The 25,607-nt window shown below is 49.0% G+C and carries 24 protein-coding genes, 1 tRNA gene, 3 pseudogenes and 1 other annotated feature; of the genes and pseudogenes, 19 read left to right on the top strand and 9 right to left on the bottom strand.

Annotation, left to right across the window (positions count from 1 at the left end):
* Positions 1–15 precede the first annotated feature (15 nt).
* Both IQE94_RS04980 and IQE94_RS04975 read left to right on the top strand, forming a co-directional pair.
* Positions 16–417: a fasciclin domain-containing protein gene (locus tag IQE94_RS04980; protein ID WP_212716557.1), complete on the top strand. Its 402-nt coding sequence runs from the start codon at positions 16–18 to the stop codon at positions 415–417.
* A 127-nt stretch (positions 418–544) separates the two neighbouring features.
* Positions 545–928: a hypothetical protein gene (locus tag IQE94_RS04975; RefSeq protein WP_223342819.1), complete on the top strand. Its 384-nt coding sequence runs from the start codon at positions 545–547 to the stop codon at positions 926–928.
* 26 nt (positions 929–954) lie between these two features.
* Here the strand turns inward: IQE94_RS04975 and IQE94_RS04970 are convergent, their stop codons facing one another.
* The 3 genes from IQE94_RS04970 to IQE94_RS04960 all read right to left on the bottom strand — a co-directional run bounded on the left by IQE94_RS04970 (position 955) and on the right by IQE94_RS04960 (position 3,682).
* Positions 955–2,091, bottom strand: coding sequence for a class III poly(R)-hydroxyalkanoic acid synthase subunit PhaC (locus tag IQE94_RS04970; RefSeq protein ID WP_223342818.1), 1,137 nt, complete (start codon positions 2,089–2,091; stop codon positions 955–957).
* A 167-nt stretch (positions 2,092–2,258) separates the two neighbouring features.
* Positions 2,259–3,251, bottom strand: a complete 993-nt coding sequence (phaE, locus tag IQE94_RS04965) for a class III poly(R)-hydroxyalkanoic acid synthase subunit PhaE (RefSeq protein ID WP_212716551.1) — start codon at positions 3,249–3,251, stop codon at positions 2,259–2,261.
* 110 nt (positions 3,252–3,361) lie between these two features.
* Positions 3,362–3,682: a 2Fe-2S iron-sulfur cluster-binding protein gene (locus IQE94_RS04960; RefSeq protein ID WP_212716549.1), complete on the bottom strand. Its 321-nt coding sequence runs from the start codon at positions 3,680–3,682 to the stop codon at positions 3,362–3,364.
* Between the two features lie 253 nt (positions 3,683–3,935).
* On the opposite strand from IQE94_RS04960, the gene IQE94_RS04955 reads away from it, so the two are divergent.
* From IQE94_RS04955 to IQE94_RS04945, 3 genes are all read left to right on the top strand, one after another.
* On the top strand, positions 3,936–4,418 hold the full coding sequence (locus tag IQE94_RS04955) for a Tic20 family protein (RefSeq protein ID WP_194017288.1): 483 nt from the start codon (positions 3,936–3,938) through the stop codon (positions 4,416–4,418).
* A gap of 44 nt (positions 4,419–4,462) precedes the next feature.
* The gene (locus IQE94_RS04950; protein ID WP_223342817.1) at positions 4,463–5,158 is read left to right on the top strand and encodes an ATP-dependent Zn protease; all 696 of its coding nucleotides are present in this window, start codon (positions 4,463–4,465) and stop codon (positions 5,156–5,158) included.
* A 262-nt stretch (positions 5,159–5,420) separates the two neighbouring features.
* Entirely contained in the window at positions 5,421–6,503 is a 1,083-nt protein-coding gene (locus IQE94_RS04945) for a late competence development ComFB family protein (RefSeq protein ID WP_223342816.1), read from the top strand.
* A gap of 56 nt (positions 6,504–6,559) precedes the next feature.
* On the opposite strand, the gene IQE94_RS04940 is transcribed toward IQE94_RS04945, so the two are convergent.
* Both IQE94_RS04940 and IQE94_RS04935 read right to left on the bottom strand, forming a co-directional pair.
* Positions 6,560–7,561, bottom strand: a complete 1,002-nt coding sequence (locus IQE94_RS04940; RefSeq protein WP_223342815.1) for an alpha/beta fold hydrolase — start codon at positions 7,559–7,561, stop codon at positions 6,560–6,562.
* The gene (locus IQE94_RS04935) at positions 7,558–7,950 is read right to left on the bottom strand and encodes a hypothetical protein (protein ID WP_223342814.1); all 393 of its coding nucleotides are present in this window, start codon (positions 7,948–7,950) and stop codon (positions 7,558–7,560) included. The genes IQE94_RS04940 and IQE94_RS04935 overlap by 4 nt, the downstream gene beginning before the upstream one ends.
* Before the next feature lie 135 nt (positions 7,951–8,085).
* On the opposite strand from IQE94_RS04935, the gene rplS reads away from it, so the two are divergent.
* The 12 genes and pseudogenes from rplS to IQE94_RS04875 all read left to right on the top strand — a co-directional run bounded on the left by rplS (position 8,086) and on the right by IQE94_RS04875 (position 17,553).
* A complete protein-coding gene (rplS, locus tag IQE94_RS04930) occupies positions 8,086–8,454 on the top strand; it encodes a 50S ribosomal protein L19 (RefSeq protein WP_010872052.1) in 369 nt (122 codons plus the stop codon).
* A gap of 116 nt (positions 8,455–8,570) precedes the next feature.
* Positions 8,571–8,643: transfer RNA gene (locus tag IQE94_RS04925), tRNA-Trp, on the top strand.
* A gap of 111 nt (positions 8,644–8,754) precedes the next feature.
* Complete coding sequence (gene secE, locus IQE94_RS04920; protein WP_190598947.1) at positions 8,755–9,000, top strand: preprotein translocase subunit SecE; 246 nt, start codon at positions 8,755–8,757, stop codon at positions 8,998–9,000.
* 292 nt (positions 9,001–9,292) lie between these two features.
* On the top strand, positions 9,293–9,910 hold the full coding sequence (gene nusG / locus IQE94_RS04915) for a transcription termination/antitermination protein NusG (RefSeq protein WP_194017282.1): 618 nt from the start codon (positions 9,293–9,295) through the stop codon (positions 9,908–9,910).
* Between the two features lie 101 nt (positions 9,911–10,011).
* Positions 10,012–10,437 carry a 50S ribosomal protein L11 gene (gene rplK / locus IQE94_RS04910; RefSeq protein WP_194017280.1) on the top strand — a complete coding sequence of 142 codons (426 nt, stop codon included), beginning with the start codon at positions 10,012–10,014 and terminating at the stop codon, positions 10,435–10,437.
* A gap of 98 nt (positions 10,438–10,535) precedes the next feature.
* Entirely contained in the window at positions 10,536–11,252 is a 717-nt protein-coding gene (gene rplA, locus IQE94_RS04905; protein WP_212716541.1) for a 50S ribosomal protein L1, read from the top strand.
* A 34-nt stretch (positions 11,253–11,286) separates the two neighbouring features.
* Positions 11,287–11,454: a sequence feature (ribosomal protein L10 leader region), on the top strand.
* Positions 11,455–11,494: 40 nt separating this feature from the next.
* Complete coding sequence (rplJ, locus tag IQE94_RS04900; protein ID WP_212716539.1) at positions 11,495–12,016, top strand: 50S ribosomal protein L10; 522 nt, start codon at positions 11,495–11,497, stop codon at positions 12,014–12,016.
* An 89-nt stretch (positions 12,017–12,105) separates the two neighbouring features.
* Positions 12,106–12,492, top strand: a complete 387-nt coding sequence (gene rplL / locus IQE94_RS04895; RefSeq protein WP_194017278.1) for a 50S ribosomal protein L7/L12 — start codon at positions 12,106–12,108, stop codon at positions 12,490–12,492.
* A 200-nt stretch (positions 12,493–12,692) separates the two neighbouring features.
* Positions 12,693–13,784, top strand: a complete 1,092-nt coding sequence (aroC, locus tag IQE94_RS04890; RefSeq protein ID WP_212716537.1) for a chorismate synthase — start codon at positions 12,693–12,695, stop codon at positions 13,782–13,784.
* A gap of 15 nt (positions 13,785–13,799) precedes the next feature.
* Positions 13,800–14,384, top strand: coding sequence for a GIY-YIG nuclease family protein (locus tag IQE94_RS04885; protein ID WP_223342813.1), 585 nt, complete (start codon positions 13,800–13,802; stop codon positions 14,382–14,384).
* Positions 14,385–14,573: 189 nt separating this feature from the next.
* The gene (locus tag IQE94_RS04880; protein ID WP_212716536.1) at positions 14,574–16,880 is read left to right on the top strand and encodes a transglutaminaseTgpA domain-containing protein; all 2,307 of its coding nucleotides are present in this window, start codon (positions 14,574–14,576) and stop codon (positions 16,878–16,880) included.
* Positions 16,881–16,974: 94 nt separating this feature from the next.
* Positions 16,975–17,553: pseudogene (locus IQE94_RS04875) on the top strand (Uma2 family endonuclease).
* A gap of 207 nt (positions 17,554–17,760) precedes the next feature.
* Here IQE94_RS04875 and gatB read toward each other — a convergent pair.
* The 4 genes and pseudogenes from gatB to hypB form a co-directional block, all read right to left on the bottom strand.
* The gene (gene gatB, locus IQE94_RS04870) at positions 17,761–19,248 is read right to left on the bottom strand and encodes an Asp-tRNA(Asn)/Glu-tRNA(Gln) amidotransferase subunit GatB (RefSeq protein WP_212716533.1); all 1,488 of its coding nucleotides are present in this window, start codon (positions 19,246–19,248) and stop codon (positions 17,761–17,763) included.
* A 100-nt stretch (positions 19,249–19,348) separates the two neighbouring features.
* A pseudogene (locus IQE94_RS04865) lies at positions 19,349–21,300 on the bottom strand (transglycosylase domain-containing protein).
* A gap of 221 nt (positions 21,301–21,521) precedes the next feature.
* Positions 21,522–23,068, bottom strand: a pseudogene (locus tag IQE94_RS04860) (NAD(P)H-hydrate dehydratase).
* Positions 23,069–23,087: 19 nt separating this feature from the next.
* Entirely contained in the window at positions 23,088–23,945 is an 858-nt protein-coding gene (gene hypB / locus IQE94_RS04855) for a hydrogenase nickel incorporation protein HypB (protein ID WP_212716527.1), read from the bottom strand.
* Positions 23,946–24,124: 179 nt separating this feature from the next.
* On the opposite strand from hypB, the gene IQE94_RS04850 reads away from it, so the two are divergent.
* Together IQE94_RS04850 and IQE94_RS04845 are read left to right on the top strand one after the other, a co-directional pair.
* Complete coding sequence (locus tag IQE94_RS04850) at positions 24,125–24,472, top strand: hypothetical protein (RefSeq protein WP_212716525.1); 348 nt, start codon at positions 24,125–24,127, stop codon at positions 24,470–24,472.
* Positions 24,473–24,610: 138 nt separating this feature from the next.
* Positions 24,611–25,516 (top strand): LD-carboxypeptidase, encoded by a 906-nt coding sequence (locus tag IQE94_RS04845; RefSeq protein ID WP_212716523.1) that lies wholly within the window; start codon positions 24,611–24,613, stop codon positions 25,514–25,516.
* The last annotated feature ends 91 nt before the right edge of the window (positions 25,517–25,607 follow it).

Genomic DNA, 25,607 nt, shown 5'->3' with positions numbered 1-25,607 from the left:
AAGCTGATTAAATCCATGCCTAACATTGTTGAAATTGCCGTAGCCGACGATAGGTTTTCTACATTGGTAACCGCTGTTACTGCGGCCAATTTGGTTGACGTGTTGCAAAGTCCTGGGCCCTTTACGGTTTTTGCTCCCACAGATGCGGCCTTCGCCAAACTCCCCCCTGGCACCATCGCCACCCTAGTACAGAATATTCCCCAATTAGCTCGGATTCTGACCTACCACGTGGTTTCTGGAAAGCTTACCCAAGCCGATTTATGTCGCCTATCAACCGTTGATTCGGTGGAAGGTTCCCCGATCGCCATTGACTGTACGGAGGGGTTTGAAGTGAAAAATGCTACGGTAATCATCCCCGATATCGAAGCGGACAACGGCATTATTCATGTGATTGATAATGTCATTCTGATGGGATAGGCATAGTGTCCTAGTTATTCAAAACCTTTAGCCCAGGGGGGAATGCCCCGGTATTCCAACTGCGGAGCCAATGGACTAGGATGGAAAATAGTAATCCCAACGGTAATGCTGTTGGTAGGAGCCATCTGTGAACAATTTTTCTCCCAAATTTGTTACCGTCAACCAATCAGGCCTAGGCTGTGGCCTAACCGTGCTGGCTGTGGCCTTACTCCTCAGTGCCATTGGTCTGAAATGGGTTGTCAATGGCATTGCTTTGTTGATTTTGTTGCTATTCCTCGCTCCAACGGTGGGCTTTTTAGTGTTTCGCTGGTGGCTGAAGAGAAAATTGGTAGATGGGGACTGTCCCGTTTGTCAGTACCATTTCACTGGTTTTGAGGGTCAACCATGCCGATGCCCCAGTTGTGGGGAAGTGTTGGAGGTAAGCAATGGCCAATTTACCCGTCCCACTCCCCCTGGTACCATTGACGTGCAAGCAGTGGATGTATCAGTTAAGGCCCTGGATGAGTCCTGATTTTTATTGGGATTCCAAGAGAATTTTCACTGTCGTTCTGACAACCAATGGACGATCGCCGGGGGCAAATCCCGTTGCACTTTGCCACTAACATACATACCGATGTGCCCTACCGGGAAAGATTGTACGGTGTAGTCACTGTTTTCGGGCAAATAGTCCCCCAGGGCGAGGGAAGAGGCGGGAGCCACTAAATGGTCCTTTTCGGCATACAAATTCAAAATGGGCATGGTGAGATGGTGCAAATCCACCCGGCGATCGCCAATCATCACTTCCCCTTTAACCAACTTGTTTTGCTGATAAAAATCCTTGAGGAATTGACGGTAGGTTTCCCCCGCTTGATCGGGACTATCAAAAATCCATTTTTCCATGCGTAAAAAGTTTAATAATTTGGCCTCATCCCCCATAATATCTGGCACATCAAGGTATTTTTGATAACCCAATTGCAGGGGTTTAAGCATGAGAAATTCCAAATTAAGATAATCCCCTGGAATATTGCCCATGGCATCCACCATTAAGTCAATGTCCACCGCTTCAGCCCCCAGGGTACAGCCACCTCTGGCATTTAATAAAGTACCGGGTTGCTCAAAGTCTACCGGGGCCACCATCACCACCAAGCTTTTAACTTTTTCAGGAAAAAGGGAAGCATAGCATAAACTAAATGTGCCCCCCTGACAGACCCCTAGGAGGGTGATTTTTTCCTGGTGGGAGCGCTGGCAAATCACATCCACACAGTTATTTAAATAGCCGCACAAATGATCCTCTAGGGTCAACCAACGATCGCCCCGGGAAGGATAACCCCAATCAATTAGGTACACATCCAAACCCAGTTTGAGCAAGTTAGCCACCAGGGAACGGCCCTCCTGCAAGTCCACCATGTAGGGGCGATTCACCAAGGCGTAAACAATTAAGACGGGGATAGGGAGGGGATTTTCCACTACTGGTTGGAAGCGGTAAAGAACAACCTTATCTTCCTGGTAAACTGCCTCCTTGGGGGTAAAGCCCACTTGAATATCATCTTCTTCCAAGCCCTGTAAATTCTCCAAGCCGGAGAGGAATTTTTCAGTAAAATCTAGTGTTTCGTGGAGATTTTCTTCCAGTCCCATCTGAGCAAAAAAAGGCAACATAATTTTTAACCAATGAACAATAAAAAAAAGTAAAAACATTAACGGTTAATCAGTTAGCCAAGGGCATTGTCTGAACAGATTATGATTCTTTCCCGGTAGTCCTCCGTCAAGATTTAATGATCTCAAAGATCTTGTCGACATTTTTTTGATTTGGCCACCAATATAGTCAGCAATTACCAATGCAGTAAATGTGGCAGACTAGGATCTTAATCTTGGCTTAATTCCGTTTCCCCTAAACGCTTTTTCAAACTTTTAACTTCTTTCCGTAATTGATAAATGGTTTGATGAATTTCATCTACCTCGGAGCGGGTGGGTAAATTGAGCGTTTTTAACCATGCTTCGAGAATTTCTTGTTGTTGAATCCGATAACGATTCAAAGCATTGATGAATTTGCCCCTTACTTTAAGGTTTTTCTCTTGGCAGAAAGCTTCTTCAAATACTTGGTCAGCGGCGATCGCCCACCGTTGTTGAAATTCCTTCCAAGTTTTAACGGGTTTATCTTCCTGGGCCCGGGCTAATAAATCTTCCATCAGCGCGGCAAAGCCCCGGTATTGAATATCCGCTTCTAGTAATTGATAGTCCGCCATGGCCTGGGACAACTTGACCCAATCGTCAAAGGCCCGCAACAATTTGCCATTCATTTCCCGGCTGGGGCCCAATAACGGCGATCGCATAAAACTGCCGAGATTTTTACTGTAAAGGGCATCGCCATAAAGATTACTTAAATCTAGCCAGGTATGGATATCCCCTGTTGGTAATTTGCCCAGGGGGGCGACGCTGCTCTGCCAAGTGGAGAGCCAGAGTTGGGAAAATTTTTGTACTTCCTTGAGGTAACACTGCCATAAACCATCCATGTCTCCCTGGAGAGCTTGGGTGCTGGTGGTATATTGCTCAATCTGAGCTTGTAACTGTTCTAGGTAGCCCTGCACTGCGGCTTGGGCCGAACCATTGTCCAATTTTGGCCACAGACTCTGCCAAGCCTCAAAGGAAAGCTTGAGTAGCTGTCCATAAAACTGCTGGGATTGGAGGAACTGCTGGGGTAAAGAATCAAAGGGCTGGGGAGCATTGCCCATCATCCCGCCGGCGCCTCCTTTAGCCATAAGGTCAAACCAATTTTTCCAAGCCTGACTACTGGACTCCAGCCAGAACTGACTGAGGGGAGTCATGAGTTCTGTCCAGGTTTTACTTGTCGATTCCATGGTCAAAATCCACCTTACTACTGGCCGCTACCTGAATTATGGCTTAGCTTTTGGGGTGGCAACTGTTGATCTGGAAAATTTGTCATGGAAAAGGAGAATTACGGCCGAATCTAGCCTTGACCGCCGAACTGCCGTTGATAAACTTCGTCTTCTTTTTCAGTGATAATTTTTAAATCTGAGCGGGGATAGGCCACACAGAGTAAAGCGTAACCCTCTGTCTGTAGTTCGGCCGAAACCCCCATGCCGTCAGCTTGATCCACTGTGCCTTTGGTGATCAACGCTGCACAGGTAGTACAAACTCCGGCACCACAGGAAGTGGGTAATTGCACCCCCTCATCATCCGCTGCTTGGAGCACCGTTTTATCCTCGGGCACGGAGATGGTGTAGGTCTGACCCTGGTGTTGGATTTCGGCGGTGTAGGTGTTAACCATGGCAAAGCGGTAATAATAAAAGAATTAATCGGGTTTTTGGCCAATGAACACTCTAGCAAGTTTTGGATAGGCTGTTAACTAACTTGAGGTAGGAGTCGGCTGGCCACCATTGCGCCCATGGCGGTGGGCTAGAAAAATAATTTTCCCTCGGCGATCGCCGGGGGGGGGAAGACCGAATCCGCCCCATAATGAACCCAGGTTAAAATCAAGGCATAATCTCCCTAACTCTTTTTAAATCAACAAGGAATTTTCTATGGCATCTAATAGTACGGCGGACGGGAAAGATCGTTTTTTTAGTGCTCTAATTTATCTAATTCCTCTCATTGATGCATTCATGTTCGGCAGTTTTTTATTGCAGCAATTTCCTATTTTGCAGATAATTTACTTGCCCATTATGCCCTTGTTGCAATTTTATTACCAGTTTCCCTTTGCTTCTTTCATTATTTTTATTGTGCTGTTTATGGCGGTGGTTAGAAATAACAATATTTCCCACTTTATCCGCTTCAATGCCATGCAAGCCATCCTAATTGGCATCCTACTATCATTGTTTGGCCTAATTGTTGCCTACGTTATTCAGCCAGTGTTTGGCCAAGGATTGGTCACGGAAACTCTCTACAATTTTGCTTTCCTTGGTGCCTTAGCCTGTGGATTTTTTGGCATTGTTCAATCAGTGCTGGGGCGCTATGCAGAAATTCCCACCATTTCTGATGCAGCCTATTCCCAGGTGCGCTTTTAGTTAGCCAAACTAATCGATTTTAACTTGAGCTATTTTTACTGATCATGTCTGATAGTCGTTTAAATCTGGTGGCAATCGCCATTTTTTTGATGATGATGTCTGCCCTGGTGGGGCCGATAGTCCACCTTTCCCCGGCCATTCCTACGGTGGCAACCCTGGGGATTTTGGGCATAATCACAGCGGATCAAATCAGTTGGCAGGGAAGGGGGACAGATTTTTTTGTCGGTCTCTTCCAAACCAAAGCGGAAAAAGAGAGGATACTGTGCCATGAAGCGGGGCATTTCCTAGTGGCCCATTGCCTACAGGTTCCCATTACTAACTACAGCCTTAGTCCCTGGGAAGTTCTGCGCCAGGGGTCTGGCGGGATGGCGGGTGTCCAATTCGATACGACTAATCTAGAAAATCAGTGTCGGGATTGGCACCTCCGTCCCCAAGCTCTGGAACGTTGGGCTACGGTCTGGATGGCAGGTATTGCCGCGGAAAAAATTATCTACGGTGAAGCCCAGGGGGGGAACGGCGATCGCCAACAGCTACGCCAAGCCTTTCGTCGGGCAGGACTGCCGGAAATTAAACTAAACCAAAAAGAAAGTTGGGCTTTTCTCCAGGCCAAAAACTTACTGGAACAACATCGCCAAGCCCATGGTCAGTTGCAACAAGCCCTAGCCCAGAGGCGATCGGTGGAAGAATGCCGTTATCTCCTTGCCCAACAGCTAGGGGAACCTATCGCTAGTTCCAATTAACTAGTCAAGCTGCCTTGATTTAGTTGAAATGAACTTTTTTGGTGATTGCTACCCATTCATCTCCCAGTCGCGATTTTAGGAGATATATCAGAACCATTACCCCCAGACTATGGTGTCGGTGTAGGGCTGTTATTATATCTATTATTGGCGGTCAGCACAATCATCAAAAATGGTTCACATACCCGCATACCCTACCCCAATCGCTATCGACGCCATTGGTCTGTGTCAGCAATAATTCTTCCCCTAACATTCGCTAACTATCATGAAATTTAACACGGAATGCTTACCCGATGTTATCAACAAAATTGAGAGTAACCGCGAAAGAATTAGGCTCAAGAAAATCATTTACGGTCTGACCAATAAAGTTTGGGAAAATGACCCAAAGGTAGTGGGTAGCTGTTCTACCTACATGCTGCTAATGAACTTAATGAAAGTCCAACCAGATATCAAGCGCCTGGTGTCGGACATGTATAACTTGATTGAAAGCTTGAATCGGAAGCAGGCCTACGTGCCGATCGCCAAGAACTTACTAGATATTATCGCTCCTATTTATGGCATTACCTCCGACAGTATTAGTCAATCATTACTAGAAAACCTATTGGATGAAAAAGAGGAGGAGAAAAGACGTCAGCAGAAAACTTGTCTTAATTTACTCGAAGTAGTGGTCAAGGATGAAATTTATAAAGAACTGCAAAAATTGCCTGTCAACGTCGCCAAATTTGTCAGCATTGCCGAGGTAGCTAGCTACACCCTGAACCGTCTGCCTCCCATGTATGTGGCCAGTGAAGAAGGAAAAGCCTTTCAGATGCAACGGGTTGAACAAATGCGGGGGGAAATTCGTACCGCAGTGTTGAGGGGCATTGGGGCAATTATGCGGGATCCTTTAAAAAAATCTACTCCCTTGCAGGTAGATGAAATCGATTCTTTCAGCACAGCTCACTCCATCCTGATGGAATTAGAAGAATTTGCCCGCAACATCGGCGTTGCCCACGATAAAGTTAGTCTAGATGAACTTTCTAGCAAAATTCGTCGGGGCGTGAGGGATTACCATGCCGCTTTATTAGAACTAGAACAAGTGCTGGACGTCTATGGTATTGCCTACGAAAAAATAACCGCTAAAAATTTAGCCTCGGTGGTGCGCAAGATTCTAAGACAAATTGAAAAAAATCAACGGGGCGGACGGTATAGCACTGATTCAGGAGAAGGTTTATCTGGCAACAAAAAAAGTCGTGGAGAGGAGATGGATGCTCAACAGACCTCCATTGTCGAGTTTGGTAACTATGGCGATGAAGAGAATAGCGACGAAGACTTTGCCAGCTCCATTCGTGACTGGTACACCTTTTAGGCGCATCAGGATCATTCAAGCTGCCCTATGCCATTGCTCCTGTTTGATTTTGCTCTTTATCCAGCTCTAAGGGTGACAGTGGAAAAATTTCGCTCCAGCCATGCTAAGCAAGTTTGGTTGAACTTGGTCGGACACTCATCGTGCAAACAATGGCCGACCCCTGGCCAAAGTTGAAACTCGATTTTGTCATTTAACTGGGCAAATTGCTCCCCATACCGCCAGGGAATGAACCGATCACCATCCCCCCAAAGTAGCAACATGGGTAAATCTAGGCTAGGCAATACATCCCTCACTGACGGCGCAAAGTGGGGCTGGCGCACAGAGCTAAATAATTGCTGAAAAGCAACCTCAGCCCCCAAATCCTGGGGAGGAGAGCAAATAATCTGTACCAATTCTTCTTCAAACTGCTCTGGATCAGGCTGTTCCCGCCGTAAACCATAGGCCAAACTAGCCCAACGCCTAATAATCGGGGGACGACGAATAAACTTGAATAGGCTATTGAGCAACCAAGGGGGAGAAAAAGCATTTTCTATTTTTTCAATCCAAGGCCGGAAAAAACGGGGAGCGGCCTGCTGACGGAGGGAAACATCGGGCAAACTGGCCATAATTAATCCGGCCACTAGGGCTGGATTTTCTGCCACCACGGTCAAAGCCACCAGGGAACCAATGGAATTTCCCACTAGTACCGTCGGACAACCAATTATTTCCCGACAAAAATCCCCCACTTGCTCGGCCCAGGAGTAGGCACTGTAACGTTCGTTGGCCTTGCGGGAACCACCAAAACCCAGTAAATCAATGGCATAAACGCTGGTGTGCTGGGCAAACACCGACAGGTTATAACGCCAATGTTCGATCGCCGCGCCAAAGCCATGGATGAGCAACATGGGGGGTAAACCAGTGGCCTCGGGAGGGTGACGAAAACTGTATCGGATTTGCCAACCCCGCCAACTCCATTCCCGCTGACAGCCAATGCGGCCATCCCATCGGTTTGCGTTGCCTATGCCTAGGTTTGCCCCTTGCTCATTCTGGGCCTGGGTAATGGGAATGTCATCAATCAACTGTTTTCACCATCGTAATTGAGCTTGAAATGGATAGGGGCACAAAAATCCTCAATACCTTGCTCCAAAACGTAGGCCACCACCAGGGGCGCCAACAGGGGATGACAGACTTTGCGCTCGCTGAGGTGACTGACCACGGCACTAATGTTATTGTCCTTCAGCGCCGCAGGAAAATCCCCCTCACAAATGGCTACCCGACATCTTTTGGCCAAGCCTTCTAGCCAGTCATTCCGATCGGGCTGTTGCCCCACCTGGATGCCCAGGGTCAAAGCTGCATCTTCTAAATTACCTTCACAATCCTCGATGGTATCCAGCGCCTGCATCGCCTCCACAGATTGGGCAAGTTGGTCTCGGTAACGGGCGATCGCCTGGGAGGTAATGGTGGTCATCAGCTTTTCAATTAGGATCGAGCAACTGCATTCTAGCGGCCAATAGCCCGGGCACAACAGCGGGGGAAGTAGGGAAAAAGCAACTTTTGCAAAAGAGAGTAAATCAGTTATGATGAGAAATTGTGAGTTTTTACTATGACCATGAACGCCCAAGCCATAATCAATTCCATCGAGGCAGAGTTTCTCAAAGAAGACCTGCCTACCATCCATGTCGGTGACACCATCAAGGTTGGGGTCAAGATTGTCGAAGGTGGTAAAGAGCGGATCCAACCCTACGAAGGCACCGTCATTGCCAAGCGTAACGGCGGCATCAGCGAAACCATTACCGTTCGTAAAATTTTCCAAGGTGTTGGTGTGGAAAGGGTTTTCCTGCTCCATTCCCCCCGAGTTGCCAGTATCAAAGTGTTGCGTCGCGGTAAAGTCCGTCGGGCCAAACTTTACTATCTCCGGGATCGGGTTGGTAAAGCTACCCGCATTAAGCAACGGTTTGACCGGGCCCTGTAGTCCGCAAAACTGTGATCTCCAACACCATGGCGATCGCTCTCGATGGGAATTGGCAACAAATTAGGGTATGATGGTGCGAGAGTGCAGACTCTGGGGCTAACCTCAGCCCAGACTATGCGTCCTTAGTTCAGTTGGTAGAACGCAGGTCTCCAAAACCTGATGTCGGGGGTTCAAGTCCTCCAGGGCGCGTTGACCACCAATTACCTCGCTAACGATTGTCCCGCAACTGTTCAACTTTGCGTTTGGTGATATTCCGGATTTTCTCATTAGTTACAATGATTTGGGAGGCAAGAAAAACCTGTGGTTAAGAAGGAAGCGGTCAGAACCGACAGTACCGAAGATAACTCCGTGGACAGTGCCCAGGCCCGGAGCAACTTCATTACGGCCACCAAAGATGAGTTGGCAAAAGTGGTTTGGCCTTCCCGTCAACAACTAATCAGTGAATCCGTGGCTGTGATTCTGATGGTTATTTTGGTGTCAACGGTCATTTACTTTGTTGACCAGATCTTCGGCTGGATTACCAAGCAACCTTTTCTTTTTGGTTGAGGCTGGCGAGAAAAGGCCAACAATTCTTATTGAAATTTGCACCAACTTTCTTGCAGGTATTGGCCGGGAAAGGAACTTTTCTTCCACTGTCCGGTTAGTTTTTCAGCCAAATTCAATATCATTCAGCTTTTCGACAAATCCTTAATATTCTTGCCATCCTAATTTAAGTTCTAAAAGTTCTCCATTTGCTAAGTCAAAAAATTTAAACCTTAAACTTACCTAATCTGACTCCAATCTGAGTCGGGATTGGAGCTAATGCCCACCGTAAATACTCCCTGTACATGTTGTTGTCATGAGCTTCACTGACGATCAGTCTCCGGTCGCGGAACAAAACAAAAAATCCCCCTCCGAAGGCCATTGGTTTGCCGTACAAGTAGCCTCTGGTTGTGAAAAGCGGGTCAAGCTAAACCTTGAGCAAAGGATTCACACCTTGGACGTGGCCGATCGCATTCTCCAGGTGGAAATTCCCAAAACTCCCATTGTGAAAATCCGTAAAGACGGGGCCCGGGTGCAGGGGGAAGAGAAAATTTTCCCTGGCTACGTGCTCATCCGCATGATTATGGACGATGACGCTTGGCAGGTGGTGAAAAACACCCCCCATGTGATCAACTTCGTCGGTTCCGAGCAAAAACGTCACTATGGTCGGGGGCGGGGCCACGTTTTGCCCATGCCCCTCAGCCATGGGGAAGTGGAACGGATCTTCCGTCATGTGGATGAGCAGGAACCGGTGGTGAAAATCGATATGGAAATCGGTGATCACATCATGGTGCTCTCCGGCCCCTTTAAAGATTTTGAAGGGGACGTGATTGAAGTCAGTCCAGAAAGAAGTAAGCTAAAAGCCTTACTGTCCATTTTCGGTCGGGAAACCCCGGTGGAATTGGAATTTACCCAAGTGGAAAAACAGAATTAAACCTTTTAGTGGGGAATGGGAAGTGAATTCCTGCTCCCCATGGCTGGTTTGATTGTCGTCAATTCACATCCTAATCACATTAACTTAGACATACATAAGCAATGGCCAAGAAAGTCGTCGCTCTGATTAAACTGGCCCTGCCCGCTGGCAAGGCTAACCCCGCGCCCCCCGTCGGCCCTGCCCTGGGTCAACATGGGGTTAACATCATGGCATTTTGCAAAGAGTACAATGCCAAAACTGCCGACAAACCCGGAATGATTATTCCTGTGGAAATTTCGGTGTTTGAAGACCGTAGTTTCACTTTTATTCTTAAAACTCCCCCTGCTTCGGTGTTAATCCGCAAAGCCGCTGGGGTGGAAAAAGGCTCTAGTGAACCGAATAAAACCAAAGTGGCTTCCATTACCCGGGAGCAACTACGGGAAATCGCCCAAACCAAATTGCCTGACCTCAATGCCAATGACATTGATGCGGCCATGAATATTATTGAAGGCACCGCCCGCAACATGGGTATTACCGTCAACAGCTAAGAACAGTTTACGGCTTGAGCCTATTAAGCCTGTTAAGTTTTCATTTATTTCGGGGAGAAGTTCCCTACTTCGCCAGTACCCAAGGAGTTACCAAATTCATGACTAAAAAGCTTTCAAAACGCATGCAGGCGGCGATCGCCAAGGTAGATGACAGCAAACTCTATGGTCCCCTGGAGGCTATGGAATTGCTGAAGGAAACCGCCACTGCTAAATTTGACGAAACTGCGGAAGCCCACATCCGCCTGGGCATTGACCCCAAATACAGTGACCAACAAATTCGGACCACCGTTTCTCTGCCTAAGGGTACGGGACAGACAGTACGGGTAGCAGTCCTGGCCCGGGGGGAAAAGGTCAAGGAAGCCACCGATGCCGGGGCCGATATTGCCGGTTCCGAGGAATTGATTGAAGAAATTCAAAAGGGCATGATGGACTTTGACGTGCTCATTGCCACCCCTGATATGATGCCTAAAATTGCCCGGTTGGGTAAACAATTAGGGCCCCGGGGCCTGATGCCTTCTCCCAAGGGGGGAACGGTGACGGCGGACGTGACAGCGGCGGTTAATGAATTTAAAGCAGGAAAATTAGAGTTCCGAGCTGATCGCACGGGCATCGTTCATGTTATGTTTGGAAAGGCCTCTTTTTCTGCCGATGATCTGTTGGCGAATTTAAAAGCGCTGCAAGAGACCATTGACCGCAATCGTCCTTCGGGGGCTAAGGGGCGTTTCTGGCGCACAGTGTTTGTGTCCAGTTCCATGGGTCCTTCCATCCCCGTAGACGTTAGTGCTTTACGCGATCTGAAGTTTGAGGATAACTAAGCGACGACAATTTCCGAGTCATTTCTAGCCACTATTCACTTAACTGGCTATGCCAAAGACCGCAGGAGCAATTAGGGTTGCTTAATTAACCTGCCGAGGTTGAAGCCTGAATCAAGATTTAAGTCTGGGGGAATTTTTTCCGCTGGCTTTTGATCCTCTGCTTCAGCCCCGGCGATCGCCAAGGGGCATTTTTATTGTGTGTTTAATGCTTGCTATCCCAACCCCAAGGAGGTGAAACCCGAATGGGAAGAACGAGAGAAAATAAAGCGACGGTAATCACCGAAGTTCAGGAATTATTCCAGGACGCTCAGATGACTATGGTCATTGATTATCAGGGATTAACCGTTGCCGAAATTACCGATTTACGGAACCGACTCCGCCCCCTGGGTGGAACCTGTAAAATCGCCAAAAATACCTTAGTCCGTCGGGCTTTGGCTGGGCAAGAAGCCTGGTCCCCCATGGAGGAATTCCTGACGGGAACTACCGCAATTGTGGTGCTCAAGGATGACCTGGGTGGAGCCATCAAGGCGTACAAAAAATTCCAGAAAGATACCAAAAAAACCCAACTCAAAGGGGGGGTACTGGAAGGAAAAAGCCTGTCCCAAGCTGACGTGGAGGCGATCGGTGATCTGCCCTCCAAAGAGCAACTCATGGGTCAAATCGCCGGAGCCATCAACGCCCTGGCTACCAAGATTGCCCTGGGCATCAAAGAAGTTCCGGCTTCCGTGGCCCGTGGTCTCCAAGCCCATGTGGACAAAGAATAGGGTTGTTTTTTGCCCTACTTGTCCCAAAACCATTTGCTTTGGGTTTGTCTAGTTAGATTTAACCTACTTATTCTATAGGAGTCATTTCTATGTCCGCTGCAACCGATCAAATTTTAGAACAGTTAAAAAGCCTTTCCTTGTTGGAAGCTTCCGAGTTAGTTAAACAAATCGAAGAAGCTTTTGGTGTTAGCGCCGCTGCTCCTGTTGGCGGCATGGTTATGGCCGCCGCCGCTGCTGCTCCCGCTGAAGCCGCTGAAGAAAAAACTGAATTCGACGTTATCCTCGAAGAAGTACCCGCCGACAAGAAAATTGCTGTGCTTAAAGTTGTCCGCACCATCACCGGTTTGGGTCTGAAAGAAGCCAAAGAATTGGTGGAATCTACTCCTAAAGCCATCAAAGAAGCTACGGGCAAAGATGATGCTGAAGCCATCAAAAAACAATTGGAAGAAGCTGGTGGTAAAGCCGCTGTTAAATAGTCGTTTGGCATATTTGCCCAACTATTTTGCTGATTGCTTACCCGTCGATCATTTTCCTATTAGAAATTGAATTGATAGGGGCTAACCTAATCACTCTTTTTCTCGGGCCAGGGTTTTTCCTTGGCCTGTTTGTTTTTGTCTATGCCTAGTTGCAAAAAATACCTAAAATAAAAGACCGGTCAGTCAGTATTGGATATTTTATGGGCAACACATTTGGCAGTTTATTTCGCATTACCACCTTTGGGGAGTCCCATGGGGGTGGAGTGGGAGTGATCATCGATGGTTGCCCTCCCCGGTTAGAAATTTCCCCCAAGGAAATTCAAGTGGATTTAGACCGACGGCGTCCAGGACAGAGCAAAATCACCACTCCCCGCAAGGAAGCTGACCAGTGTGAAATCCTCTCCGGGGTGTTTGAAGGCAAAACCTTGGGCACACCGATCGCCATTTTGGTGAGGAACAAGGATGCCCGCTCCCAGGATTACAACGAAATGGCGGTGAAATATCGTCCCTCCCATGCCGATGCCACCTATGAAGCAAAATATGGCATTCGCAATTGGCAGGGGGGCGGTCGGTCTTCCGCCAGAGAAACCATTGGCCGGGTGGCCGCCGGGGCGATCGCCAAAAAGATCCTCGCCCAGTTTAACGGGGTGGAAATTGTCGCCTACGTGAAAAGTATTCAGGATATTGAAGCATCCGTAGATCCGGCAACCGTCACCTTGGAACAGGTGGAAAGTAATATTGTCCGGTGTCCCGACGGTAAAACGGCGGAGATGATGATTGAAAGGATTGATCAAGTACTAAGACAAAAGGATTCCATTGGTGGGGTGGTGGAATGCTTGATCCGCAATGCTCCCAAAGGTTTAGGGGAACCGGTCTTTGATAAATTGGAGGCGGATTTAGCGAAGGCGATGATGTCCCTACCCGCCACCAAGGGTTTTGAGTTTGGCTCTGGTTTTGCGGGGACTTTACTCACCGGCAGTCAACACAACGATGAATATTATTTAGACGAAGCTGGGCAATGGCGTACCCGTACCAACCGTTCCGGGGGAGTTCAGGGGGGCATTAGCAACGGCGAACCGATCATTATGCGCATAGCATTTAAGCCCACCGCCACCATTGGCCAGGAGCAAAAAACCGTCAGCAATACGGGGGAAGAAACGACTTTAGCCGCAAAAGGCCGCCATGATCCCTGTGTATTACCCCGAGCCGTCCCCATGGTGGAAGCTATGGCCGCTTTGGTTTTATGTGACCATTTGTTGCGTTTCCAAGCCCAATGTAAAACCCTCGATTAGGATAAAATCTTAATTTTGAAACAGCTCAAACTGTTCGATGCCCCCTCCAGCTATCGGGTCAAGCGGGAACCAAAATTATTGCTCGATCGGCAAGAATTGCAAGATTGGCAGGGTAAAATTCACCACTACCAACAAAGTCAACGGCAAATGGGCCAGCCCCAACAGATTTCCCTATTTGATGCCCCGGTGGTTAGTTGGCACAATCCCGACGACATTGATCCCTTTACTTTGTCTCAACAATCTTCTCTGTTTTGGCGACAGGGTAAAGGTTCAGCAGAAATAACCGGGGAAAACCAGGGCTGTTTATACTTCATCCTCGATCGCCGTTGGCCAATATTGCTTTATGTCGGGGAAACTAAGCTAACTGCCGACCAACGCTGGCAGGGAACCCACGACTGCAAAGATTATATTTTGAACTACATTGAACTCCATCGCCGTTATGACCTAGAGGTGGAAGTGGTTTCCGCCTTTTGGCCCCATATTCCCCCGGATAAAAAAACTCTCCTGGCTTGGGAAAAAACATTAATTCTCAAATGGCGATCGCCGTTCAACAAAGAATGTTGGCAATGGTGGGGGCAACCCTTCGGCAAATTGAGTTAAATTCCGGCAAAAATAGCCTCAACCCCCTAGTGCAAGAAAAGGGTAGACGAGCCACCACCTATGGGTTCAGCGAGTTGCTCAACTTAGCTGAAGGTTACAATGCATTTTGATGATCATTTTTTAGCAACAAACTAGTTTGTGTCTTACAAAACCCCATTTCGTTAACCACAAAATTCTCCCACTCCATCCATGACCTCTTCATCGCCCATGGCCCGTTGGTTAGAGCAATGGCAAGCCCGTTTTCAAGCTGTGCCAGTTCCCAAAACGGAGGAATCTATTGTTTTCCGCATTTTGGTGCAGTTAATGGTGATTGTGGGTATTGTGGCCACAGACGTAGCCGCCCAAACCACCTGGAGTTTATGGGCCATTCCCCTCAGTGTCATTGGTTCCTGGTGGAGTTGGCGACAAAGAAAAAAGAAAAATATTGCCCTCAAATTTCTGCTGGCGATCGCCATGGTTGCCATGTTGTTTGTCTTCTTAGGCAACTTGGTGGAAAACCTGAATGCTAGCCAGGTGGCCCTAGCGGGATTGTTGGTGCAATTGCAGGTATTGCACAGTTTTGATTTGCCCCAGCGTAAAGATTTGGGCTATTCCATGGTAATTGGACTGATCCTTTTGGGGGTAGCAGGTACCCTATCCCAAACCTTGGCCTTTGCCCCCTGGCTACTACTTTTTTTAGCCGTGGCCATTCCCACTCTGGTGCTGGATTATCGTTCCCGTTTGGGTTTAGAAGGAATTCCCTTCTCCCTGTGGAAAAGTGCTGGGCAACGGAGTTCATCCCATCAGGCAGAATATTCCCCCCTAGTACCGAGAAAATTATTAGCTCTGTTGGCGGTAACCCTAGCTTTTGGCCTGTTGTTATTCGCCCTTATGCCCCGCTTCCCCGGCTATCGGCTCCAAAGTTTTCCTGTGTCCAGCCCTGGGGAAATCCAACAGCAAACCTTCGAGGGACAAAATCAAGATATTAATAACCCCGGTTATCGTCGGGGCGACGGCACTGGTACCGGCGGCGAGGGAGATGGTTCAGAACCAGGGCAAGTGGATGACACCTTCTACTACGGTTTTAACAGCCGCATGAACCAAAATTTACGGGGGCAAATGACTAAACAATTGGTGCTCCGGGTACGTTCCCAAGCGCCAGGCTTTTGGAAAGCGTTGTCCTTTGACCACTACACCGGACAGGGATGGGAAATTATCGACAACACGAAAATTACCACAGTGGAACGATCGCCATGGTCCTATCGCTTTGTGTTGGATAACATTGATTCCCTGCTGGAAACGGAGAGTGTGGTGCAGACCTACACCGCTGTAATGGATTTACCCAACGTGATCCCCAGCCTCTATCACCCCAGATTTTTGTACTTTCCCACCAGGGAAGTAGGCATAGACCCCAATGGCAGTTTAAGATCGCCAGTGGGCTTACTGGAGGGCATTACCTACACAGTCATTTCAGAAGTGCCGGTGCGGAATCGGACCATGTTGCAGAAGTACCGCATTCCCCCGGAGGTGAAAATTCAGCCCCAATTGCTCCAAGTCCCCCCGGATATTAAATCGGCGGTGCGAACTAAAGCCGAAGAACTATTAGCCAAATCGGAACGACCCTTAGAAACGCCCTACGAAATTTCCCTCTACTTAACCCAGGCTCTCAAGCAGAATTATCGTATCCGCACTGATTTGCCCTTTTTTGCAGACGACGAAGATTTAGTCACAGCCTTTTTGTTTGAATACCAAGGAGGCCTGCCGGATCACTTTGCCACAGTGTTGACCATTATGTTGCGGAGTTTAGACATTCCCGCCCGGCTAACGGTGGGGTTTGCCTCTGGGCAGTTTAATCCCTTCACTGGTTATTATTTGGTCCATAACACCGATGCCTATGCTTTGACGGAGGTGTTTTTCCCTCGGCTGGGTTGGTTTATGTTTGACCCCATTCCCGGCCACGAACTCTATCCCCCTTCCATCGAAGATAACGAGACCTTTAGCGTACTTCAGCAAATCTGGCGTTGGGTGGCGGGTTGGTTGCCTTCCCCCGTGAGCGGTTTCCTTGCCAATGTCTGGTCAGCCGTTACCGGGTTCCTGGTCACTGTTTTACGTTGGTTTTGGAACTTAGTTTCCACCAGCTTAGGTGGCGCTTTACTCGGACTCATTTTGGCGATCGCCGCTGGTTTTTTAGGTTGGCTTGGTTGGACTCAAGGTAAACGTTGGTTGCAGTATCGTCGCCTGGCCAAACTTCATCCCATCGCTAGGCTTTATCAAACTTTGCTTTACGATCTCGAACAACGGGGTTTTCGCAAAAGTCGGGCCCAAACCCCAGGGGAATTTGCCCAATCCCTACGGGAACATCTAACTCCGGAGCAAGTAGAAACAATTGTGGAAATTTCCACGGCCTATGTGGCTTGGCGTTACGGGGGTCAAGAACCCCACTTAGATTACCTCGGTCAGCAGTTTAAACTTCTAGAACGCAGTTGGCGGAGCAAGGCAAAAACAAAGCTACTCTAAAGTATGTCTGGGTTTAAATCGATATTTTTTTGAAGTTAAACAGTGGCAAAAGGTTGAAGCTAAACTTGAATAAGCCAAATAAAAAAGGGGATCAATGATGGTCGTTGCTACAACTAAAATCCTAACAGCGGCTGAGTATCTGCAACGGGAAGAACAGGCCACTGAAAAAAGTGAATTTATCTAGGGAGAAATTATTTCCATGGCCGGAGCCTCCGCGAACCACAATCGCTTAACTTTTAATTTAAGCCGCTTATTACCCCTAGAAATTGGCGATGGCCAATATGAAATTTTTGTCAGCAATATGAGGTTATGGATTGCTGAGTCTGAAAGTTATTTTTACCCGGATCTGATGGTAATTGCGGAAGAGCCAAAGTTTACTGACAATAGCCAGATGGCGGTGACCAATACTTGTTTGATTGCCGAAGTTCTCTCCACTTCAACGGCGGGCTTTGATAAAAATCAGAAATTCGGCTTTTACCGGACTATCCCCCAATTACAAGAATATTTATTAACTGACCAGTCCTGTTACCGCGTGGAACATTACCAAAAAGTTGGCGATCGCCAATGGTTATTAATAGAACTGATGGGAGAAAATGCCGAAATTGAATTTAGTTTTATGAAAATAAAAATCAAACTTGTGGAGCTTTATAAACGGGTTAATTTTTCAAAATGACCAACCCACTGCCCCCCAAACAGCACAACATAAAACCGCTGGGGGCACTGCCCAAATACCGTTGGTTAACCGGTAGAGCCTTAGAGCTTGTTTGTAAAGTCTTATTTTGCCCCTAAATCTCCTCACTAAAGCTCCGGCAATACTGGGGAACTTTGCCTATGTTTCCCCCCAAATGAGGGGGATCAGGGGGACTTTTCAAACACGTTCTTAAGCTTGAGCCAGTAGTTGACCAATTAACTGGTTAGTCAACTTCGGATCTGCTTTACCACCGGTGTGTTTCATTACCTGACCGACAAAGAAGCCCTGCATGTTGCCCTTACCACTGCGGAATTTCTCCAACTCCTTGGGATAGTCCGCAATGATGGCTTGGATGATGGCAGTCAACTCGTCGGGGTCAGAAATTTGCACCAAGCCCCTGGCTTCAATAATTTTCTGGGGAGAACCACCCTTTTCCAATAACTCCGGCAGAATATCCTTGGCAATTTTGCCGCTGATGGTGCCTTTAGTAATTAAAGCGATTAACTCTGCCAGGGCCCATGGTTTCAAGGTCAGCTCGCCGATGGTCAAACGGTTGTTGTTGAGGTAGGCTGCAATGTCCTGGGTAACCCAGTTGGTCACTGCTTTCGGATCGGCCCCGACATCCACCGCTTCCTCAAAGTAAAGCGCTACTTCCCGGTCTTCCGCTAACACTCGGGCGTCGTAGGCGGACAAACCCAATTCCTTTTCATAGCGGGCCCGTTTGGCACTGGGGAGTTCTGGCAATGTGGCTAACCAAGTTTGTTTCTGCTGTTCGGAAACTTCCAGCGGGGGCAAGTCCGGTTCAGGAAAATAGCGATAATCGCTGGAGCCTTCCTTTTTCCGCATGCTGATGGTGCGTTGACTGCCTTCCTCCCAGAGGCGGGTTTCTTGGTAAATTTCTTCCCCGTTGCCGATCGCCTCAATTTGTCTTTCAATTTCATACTCGATCGCCTTTTGGATGGCACTAAAGGAGTTCATGTTTTTGATCTCCACCTTGGTGCCAAATTCCTTTTGTCCCACAGGGCGCACAGAAATATTCACGTCACAACGGAGCGAACCTTCTTGCATATTGCCGTCGCTAATGCCTAGGTAACGCACCAGTTGCCGCAAAGATTGGGCATATTCCGCCGCTTCCTGACCCGTGCGTAAATCTGGCTCCGAAACGATCTCCAGCAGTGGTACCCCAGTACGATTAAAGTCCACCAGAGAATGGGTTGATCCCGCCAGGCGATCGCTGCCCGCATGGACTAACTTGCCCGCGTCCTCTTCCATGTGTAGACGGGTGATGCCAATGGTTTTGCGGGTAATTTCTTTAGTTTTTTTATCCACCAACTCAATTTCCAAGGAGCCGTGTTCCACAATGGGCAAATCAAACTGGGAAATCTGATAGTTCTTGGGTAAATCCGGGTAAAAATACTGTTTGCGGTCAAATTTGCTGTAGGGGGCAATCTGGCCATTGATGGCCAAGCCAAGCTTCACCGCCGCCGCCAACACCTCTTCATTGAGCACCGGTAAAACCCCCGGATATCCCAAACACACCGGACAGACATTGGTGTTGGGGGGACTGTCAAAATCGGTGGAGCAATTACAAAAAATCTTACTGGCTGTGTTGAGCTGACAGTGGGTTTCTAGCCCAATAATCGCTTCGTAATCGGTTTTAACAGCAGTGGCAGTCATGAATTTCCAGCATATTGGCTTCTCCCCATTCTGCCATACTCCCGCCTTCCAACGGGCATTTTTCTCTGTCATTAACCCCCAGCGGCGATCGGGTCAAAGCCTAGGATTTTTGTTGTTTTTCCGGCTTGGGACGGGGGAATTGGGAAGGGGAGGGGAAATTTTCCACGGGCATATTTTTAATAGCCTGACTCATAAAAGAACGCCAAATGGGAGCGGCATATCCCCCCCCGAAATACCCTTACCCAGAGGACGGTTAGCATCATCTCCAATCCAGACAGCGGTGGCCAGTTGGGGCACATAACCCACAAACCAGACGTTACGCTCATTGTCCGTGGTGCCAGTTTTTCCGGCAGTGGGACGCCCTAAGTAGGCCGACGTCCCGGTCCCCCCCTGCACAACGGAAGTCAGCACTGAAGAAGTACTGGCGGCGGCCCAGGGGTCTAACACCTGTTGCGGCTTGGGACTATTGTCTAGCAGCACATCCCCCCGCACATTGGTAACCCGTAAAATTGCAGTGGGTTCGGAATACCAACCATTGCTAGCTAGGGTGGCATAGCCCACGGCCATGTCCAACGGAGTCACATCCACCGACCCCAGGGGCAGGGAAAGAACAGACTGCAATGGGGTTTTAATGCCCATCTGCTTGGCATCTTCAATCACCTTATTGAGACCAACCCGACTGCCAATCAACACCGCTGGAATATTGGCGGAACTGGCCACCGCCTGGCGAATAGACATGGAACCGGAAAACCCACCGCCATAGTTTTTGGGAGAATAGACACCGGCTCCGTCCCTTAAGTTAATGGGCCGGTCCTCGATGGAGGAATCGGGGGTGTATTTCCCACTGGCAAAGGCACTGTAATAAACAAAGGGTTTAAAGGCTGAACCCGGCTGACGACGGGAAATGGTGACCCGATTAAGTTGGCTTTTGTTGTAATCGACTCCTCCAGCCATAGCCTTGATGAAATGGGTTTCCGGCTCCACTGCCACTAGGGCAATCTGTAAATCCTTGGCCCTCCCCATGCGTCCCCGCAAATTTTTATAGGCGGACTTGACCGTATTTTCTGCTAGCTTTTGGGTGTCGTAATCGATAGTACTTTGTATCCTTAGACCGCCTTGGGCCAAAGCCTCTTGACCAAATCTAGTTTCCAGTTCGGCAATAACCGCATCGGTAACGTAGGGCAATTTGCTGTTTTGCCAGGCAGTGGGTTCACCTAATTTGTTCTGGAGGGGTTCTTTTTTAGCGGCTTCGGCTTCAGCGGGGGTAATCCAACCAATACTGGCCATACGATCCAGCACCACTTCCTGGCGTTCCTTGGCCGCGGTGAAATTGTTGAAAGGGCTATAGGCCTCTGGGGCTTGAATCATGCCTGCTAACAGGGCGGATTCGGCCAAATTTAGGTCAGCGGCGGATTTTTTAAAGTAGCTTTCAGCGGCGGTTTGAATGCCGTAGTTATTATGCCCCCAGTAGATGTAGTTGAGGTACATATCCAAAATCTGGTCTTTGTCGAATACCTGCTCGACTCTGACCGCCAAAACCGCTTCAGCCAACTTGCGGGTAAAAACTCTTTTTTGACTCAGGTAAATATTTTTTACCAACTGCATGCTAAGGGTAGAAGCCCCTTCGCTCACTCCACCACTCTTAAAGTTGACTAACAAGGCCCGCCCAATGCTGTTGGGGTTGATGCCTTGGTGTTTGTAAAAATTGCTGTCTTCGATCGCCAGTACGGCCCGTTTCAGGTTGGGGGAAATTTCTGCTAGGGGAACAACCTTGCGATGTTCTTCCCCGTGGAGACTAAGCAATTCCCGCCCTTTGGCGTCGTAAATGTAACTGGTTTGGGCCGGCACGTAGGAAGTTAAACCCCGCACATCAGGTAGGTTACGGAAACTGAAGGCTAGACCGGCCATCCCTCCGGCCAGCACAGCGCTAGAAACTAGACCCACCCCCAAAAAAGTGGTGCCAGTGGTGCGCAATACCCGCTGGAAAAAATTAGGCTGGGCTTTGGCTTTGGCCTTGGTGGAAGACGGTTTTAGGGTGCTGGTGGATGACACGGTGTAAGAACTTCCTCACGCCAGAGAATGGGATTGGTAACCTTGCAAACTCAGATGATGAAAATTAGCCATTTTCCAGGAACAATTTTTTCCAGAATTAATCTTAGTTTAGCTTACCGATATTCGCCCAGAAGTCAACTGACCCTGGCTAGGCTAGCCCTAAGCTCGCTCAGACGAAGATTCTTTAGTCCAAATAAACTGTAATGGAGCAAATTAACAGGCTAGTTGGTCGCATTTTGACCGATCCACTGGCGGCAGGCCGGAATCAAATATTCTGCTAAATGTTGGGCATCCACCCCCAAAACTGTTCTTTGTTGAGCCGCTAAAATACCGGCCTGGGCATGCCACCAAGCGGCCGTTGCTACCCCTTGAGTTAGGTCAAATTCCCCTGTTTGAGCCAAGATGCCCCCCATTAATCCAGTGAGGACATCCCCACTGCCCCCCGGGCTAGGGCTGGAGTGCTATCTTTGATTACCCAAGTGGGCCCCGTTGGGCTGGCAATGACCGTTTTAGCTCCCTTGAGTAACACGGTGGCCTGGCCCATGGCTGCTGCTCTTTGCACTGCTGTGAGGCGATCGCCTTGGTCGAGGTCAGGAAAAAGCCGTTGAAATTCACCCCCATGGGGCGTTAACACGGTGGGGGCTGTCCGTTCCGCCAACAGGGGTAATAATTGTTGCCGAGCCAGTTGGTTGAGGCCATCGGCATCCAAAATAAGGGGACAATTAACCGGCAAAACTTCTTCCACCACTGGGCCCACGTCAAGGCCTAACCCTGGCCCCAGAGCAACGGCAGTGTAACGGGATAGGTCCAAATTCCCTAAACCGGCGATCGCCCCAGAGGGGGTTTCTAAACAACCATGAACCAGCGCCTCTGGGCATTGACGATGGATGAGATTTTTAATGCTTTTTGGCACCGCCATGGTCACCATGCCTACCCCGCTGGCCCTCGCTCCCAAACAGCTTAATAACGCTCCGCCAGCATACTGTTGGGAACCGCAGATGAGCAACACATGGCCCTGGTGATATTTGTGGGTCACTAGGGGGCGGCGGAGGGGCAATATCCGTTGAGCTTGCTCAGCCCCAAGGAGTTGCACCGGCCAAACTTGACCTAAAGCATTAGCGATCGCCTGGGGCGGTAAACCGATACCTAGTAATTCTGTCTGGCCCAAGTGTGCCAAAGCCCTGTCCTGAAAGTAAGCTCGTTTCCAGAGACCAAGGCAAAAACTCCGGTCTGCCTGCACCGCTGTGCCTAAAATTTCCCCCGTATCGGTATGAATGCCGGAAGGCAGATCGATGCTGACCACGGGCATGGATAAATCGTTAATGGCTGTGACTAGGTCGGCGATCACCCCGGTAATCGGTCTAGTTAAACCAAAGCCGAACAAAGCATCAATAATCAGATCACAATGGGCTAAAGCCTGGACATCATCCACCCAAGGGATGCCCAAACTTTTGCCATAGTCAGCGTGGTTTTGGGTTAGGGGCTTTAACTGATCCAGGGGTTGTAAAACTTTTACTTGGTAATTCTGGAGCTTCAGTTCCCTCGCCACCACTAAGCCATCGCCGCCGTTATGGCCCGGGCCCACCACCACCCCGATGCGGGGAAATTTAGTGAGGGGATAGAGCAGGGACAATCTATTAGCGATCTGTAGAGCCGCTTTTTCCATCAAGGCCGCCACCGGCATGCCCTGGGCGAATAACCAATTTTCAACCTCCTGCATTTGGGCCGCGCTAACCACCGCCAGGAACCATGGGAGTGCCACAGTCATAATGTTTTTCCCTACATTCCTAGGCCAACACCGGATCAGCTAGGGGCGAGCGGTGCTGGAGTTGCCATTGATTCAAATACTCATACCAGGGCTGCAATCCTTCCCCCGTGCGGGCAGACACGGCAAAAATTTTTGCTTGGGGAGCTACTTGTCTTAGGTTTTGCCAAGCTAGCTCTGCATTAAAATCCACCGCGGCGGCAATATCCTGCTTAGTCACCAAAATAACCTGGGCTGATTTGAACGTGGCGGGGTATTTGAGGGGTTTATCCTCCCCTTCCGTGACGGAAAATAATACGACCCGTAAATCTTCCCCCAGATCATAGGCGGTGGGACAAACTAGATTACCGACATTTTCAATGATCAATTGGTCAATGTTGTCTAAATTCAACTTTTGGGCTGCCTTGGCCACCATTTCCGCTTCCAGGTGGCAAATATTCCCCGTAGTTACCTGAATGGCGATTGCCCCGGCACTGCGGAGACGTTGGGCATCGTTATCGGTGGCTAAATCCCCCACAATGACAGCGGTGGGATGCTTCTGTTGTCGATCGCCGACCATTTTTTCGATCAGGGCGGTTTTACCGGCTCCGGGGGAGGAGAGAAAATTCATCACCAGTAAACCTTTGGCCTGGAAGTAGCCCCGATTCCTTTCCGCTAGGCGGTCATTTTTGCTCAGAATGCCTTGACCAATGGCAATAGAATGGCGATCAGGTTCAATGGTTACAGTCTCCTGACTTGGACTGTAGCTATGGTCGCCATGGTGGTGATGATCTTCCTGGTGGGTATGGCCATCATGGCTGTGGGCCAAATTTCCATCGCCATGGTGATGGTGGCTATGGGCAACGGTTCCCACCGCACTACAACCGCAGTTCTGGCACATAATAACCTTCCCCCTTGGGCAGAAACATTAATGTTATGCCCCCATGGTAAGAGAAGATGCTCGAAAGAGGTTCGGCCGCAATTCCCGTTTAGCGCAGTACCCTGGAGTGGACGGCGGCGGCCAGAATTTGTCTGCTCCGGCTCTGTGTTAACAATTGATTTTCCAGCCCTATTTTTCCGATGACAGCCCCCCTAACCCTCAACTTACTCCAAGGTTCTGTTCGTTTTCCCTTTAGTCCCGAAGCGGCGATCGCCCTCCAGAAGGAAATTAACCAATTGGTCAATCAACTAAAGGCCATTGGTGCCCAGGTCAACCAAGGAGGCCGGCCAGAGAAGCAACAGAATTTGGAATATTGCCACAGTGGTGAAGTATTCCTAGAAGTATTTTGTAATCCCAATATTTATCCCAGTCCCTTTGCCGCGAAAGTATTGCTGACGCTACGGGACGACCGGATTCGTTTAACCACTGAGGCGGAATTACCCAGGCTGATTGAGGATTTGGCGGAATATCTAGCCCAGCATGGTTAGACTAGGAGCCCGTTGAAATCTTCCTAACACTGATTGGGAGATTGGGAGCAATACAATACAGTGTCAAGTTCTCTGTTCAACCAGCAAAACTATTGAGCAAGCTTTTGCTAGAGTAAACTTTGCAAAAATCCTCAACCAATGTTTTCCCTGCCCCAAAATTTTCTGCAACCAGCACCCCTCCAAACCGGCGATCTCCTCACCGTGGTGTCCCCTAGCGGTAGTCTGCGGGAATTGGCCGTCTTACAAAAAGGGGTAGAAATTTGGCGATCGTGGGGCTACGAGGTGACTTTCAGCCAAGGCTACGAAAACCGCCAAGGTTATTTAGCGGGCACGGATCAACAACGCCGGCAAGATTTACTGAACGCCTGGCTAGACCCCCAATGTAAAGGAATTTTATGCAGTCGGGGGGGCTACGGCTCCGCCCGGCTACTGGAAGATTGGCAATGGCCGGAAATTGCCCAGCCAAAATGGGTGTTGGGTTTTTCCGACGTCACAGGTATTTTATGGAGTTTGCTCAAATCAGGCATTATTAGTCTCCACGGCCCGGTATTGACCACGATCAGCGATGAGCCGGATTGGGCTCTGGAACGGTTACGGGTGCATCTTCAGGGTTTCCCCCTCACACCGTTGACCGGGAATAGTTGGCAAAAAGGCAGGGCCCGAGGGCGTTTAGTGGCAGGAAACTTGACCGTAGCTACCCATTTTTTAGGCACTCCCTGGCAACCCAATTTGGCCAACGTAATTTTGGCGATCGAAGATGTGACCGAAGCCCCCTACCGCATTGACCGCATGGTGACCCAATGGCGAGCCTCCGGCAATTTATCCCAGGTGGGTGGCATTGCCCTGGGAAGATTTAGTGAATGTGAAGCCCCCGCCGGTTTCCCCAGTTGGACGGTGGAAGAAGTACTTGGCGATCGCCTAGGGGATTTGGGCATACCAGTGGTGGCGGATTTACCCTTTGGCCATGGCGGTGTTAATGCTATTTTGCCCGTGGGTAGCGAAGTGGAATTGGATGGGGACACTGGCACCCTCAGTTTTTTGTAAAGTTTTGTCATGCCTTACCCCGGGGATATTCATCGCCATAGCCCCGGTATTAATGCCCCAGATTAGTCTGGGCAATGGCTTTTTGGCGATT

Origin of the sequence: Synechocystis sp. PCC 7339, from assembly GCF_019924095.1 — a bacterium.
Classification (GTDB): Bacteria; Cyanobacteriota; Cyanobacteriia; order Cyanobacteriales; family Microcystaceae; genus Synechocystis.
The sequence above is the reverse complement of the archived record's forward strand: the minus strand, read 5'-3'. Positions and strand labels throughout refer to the sequence as shown.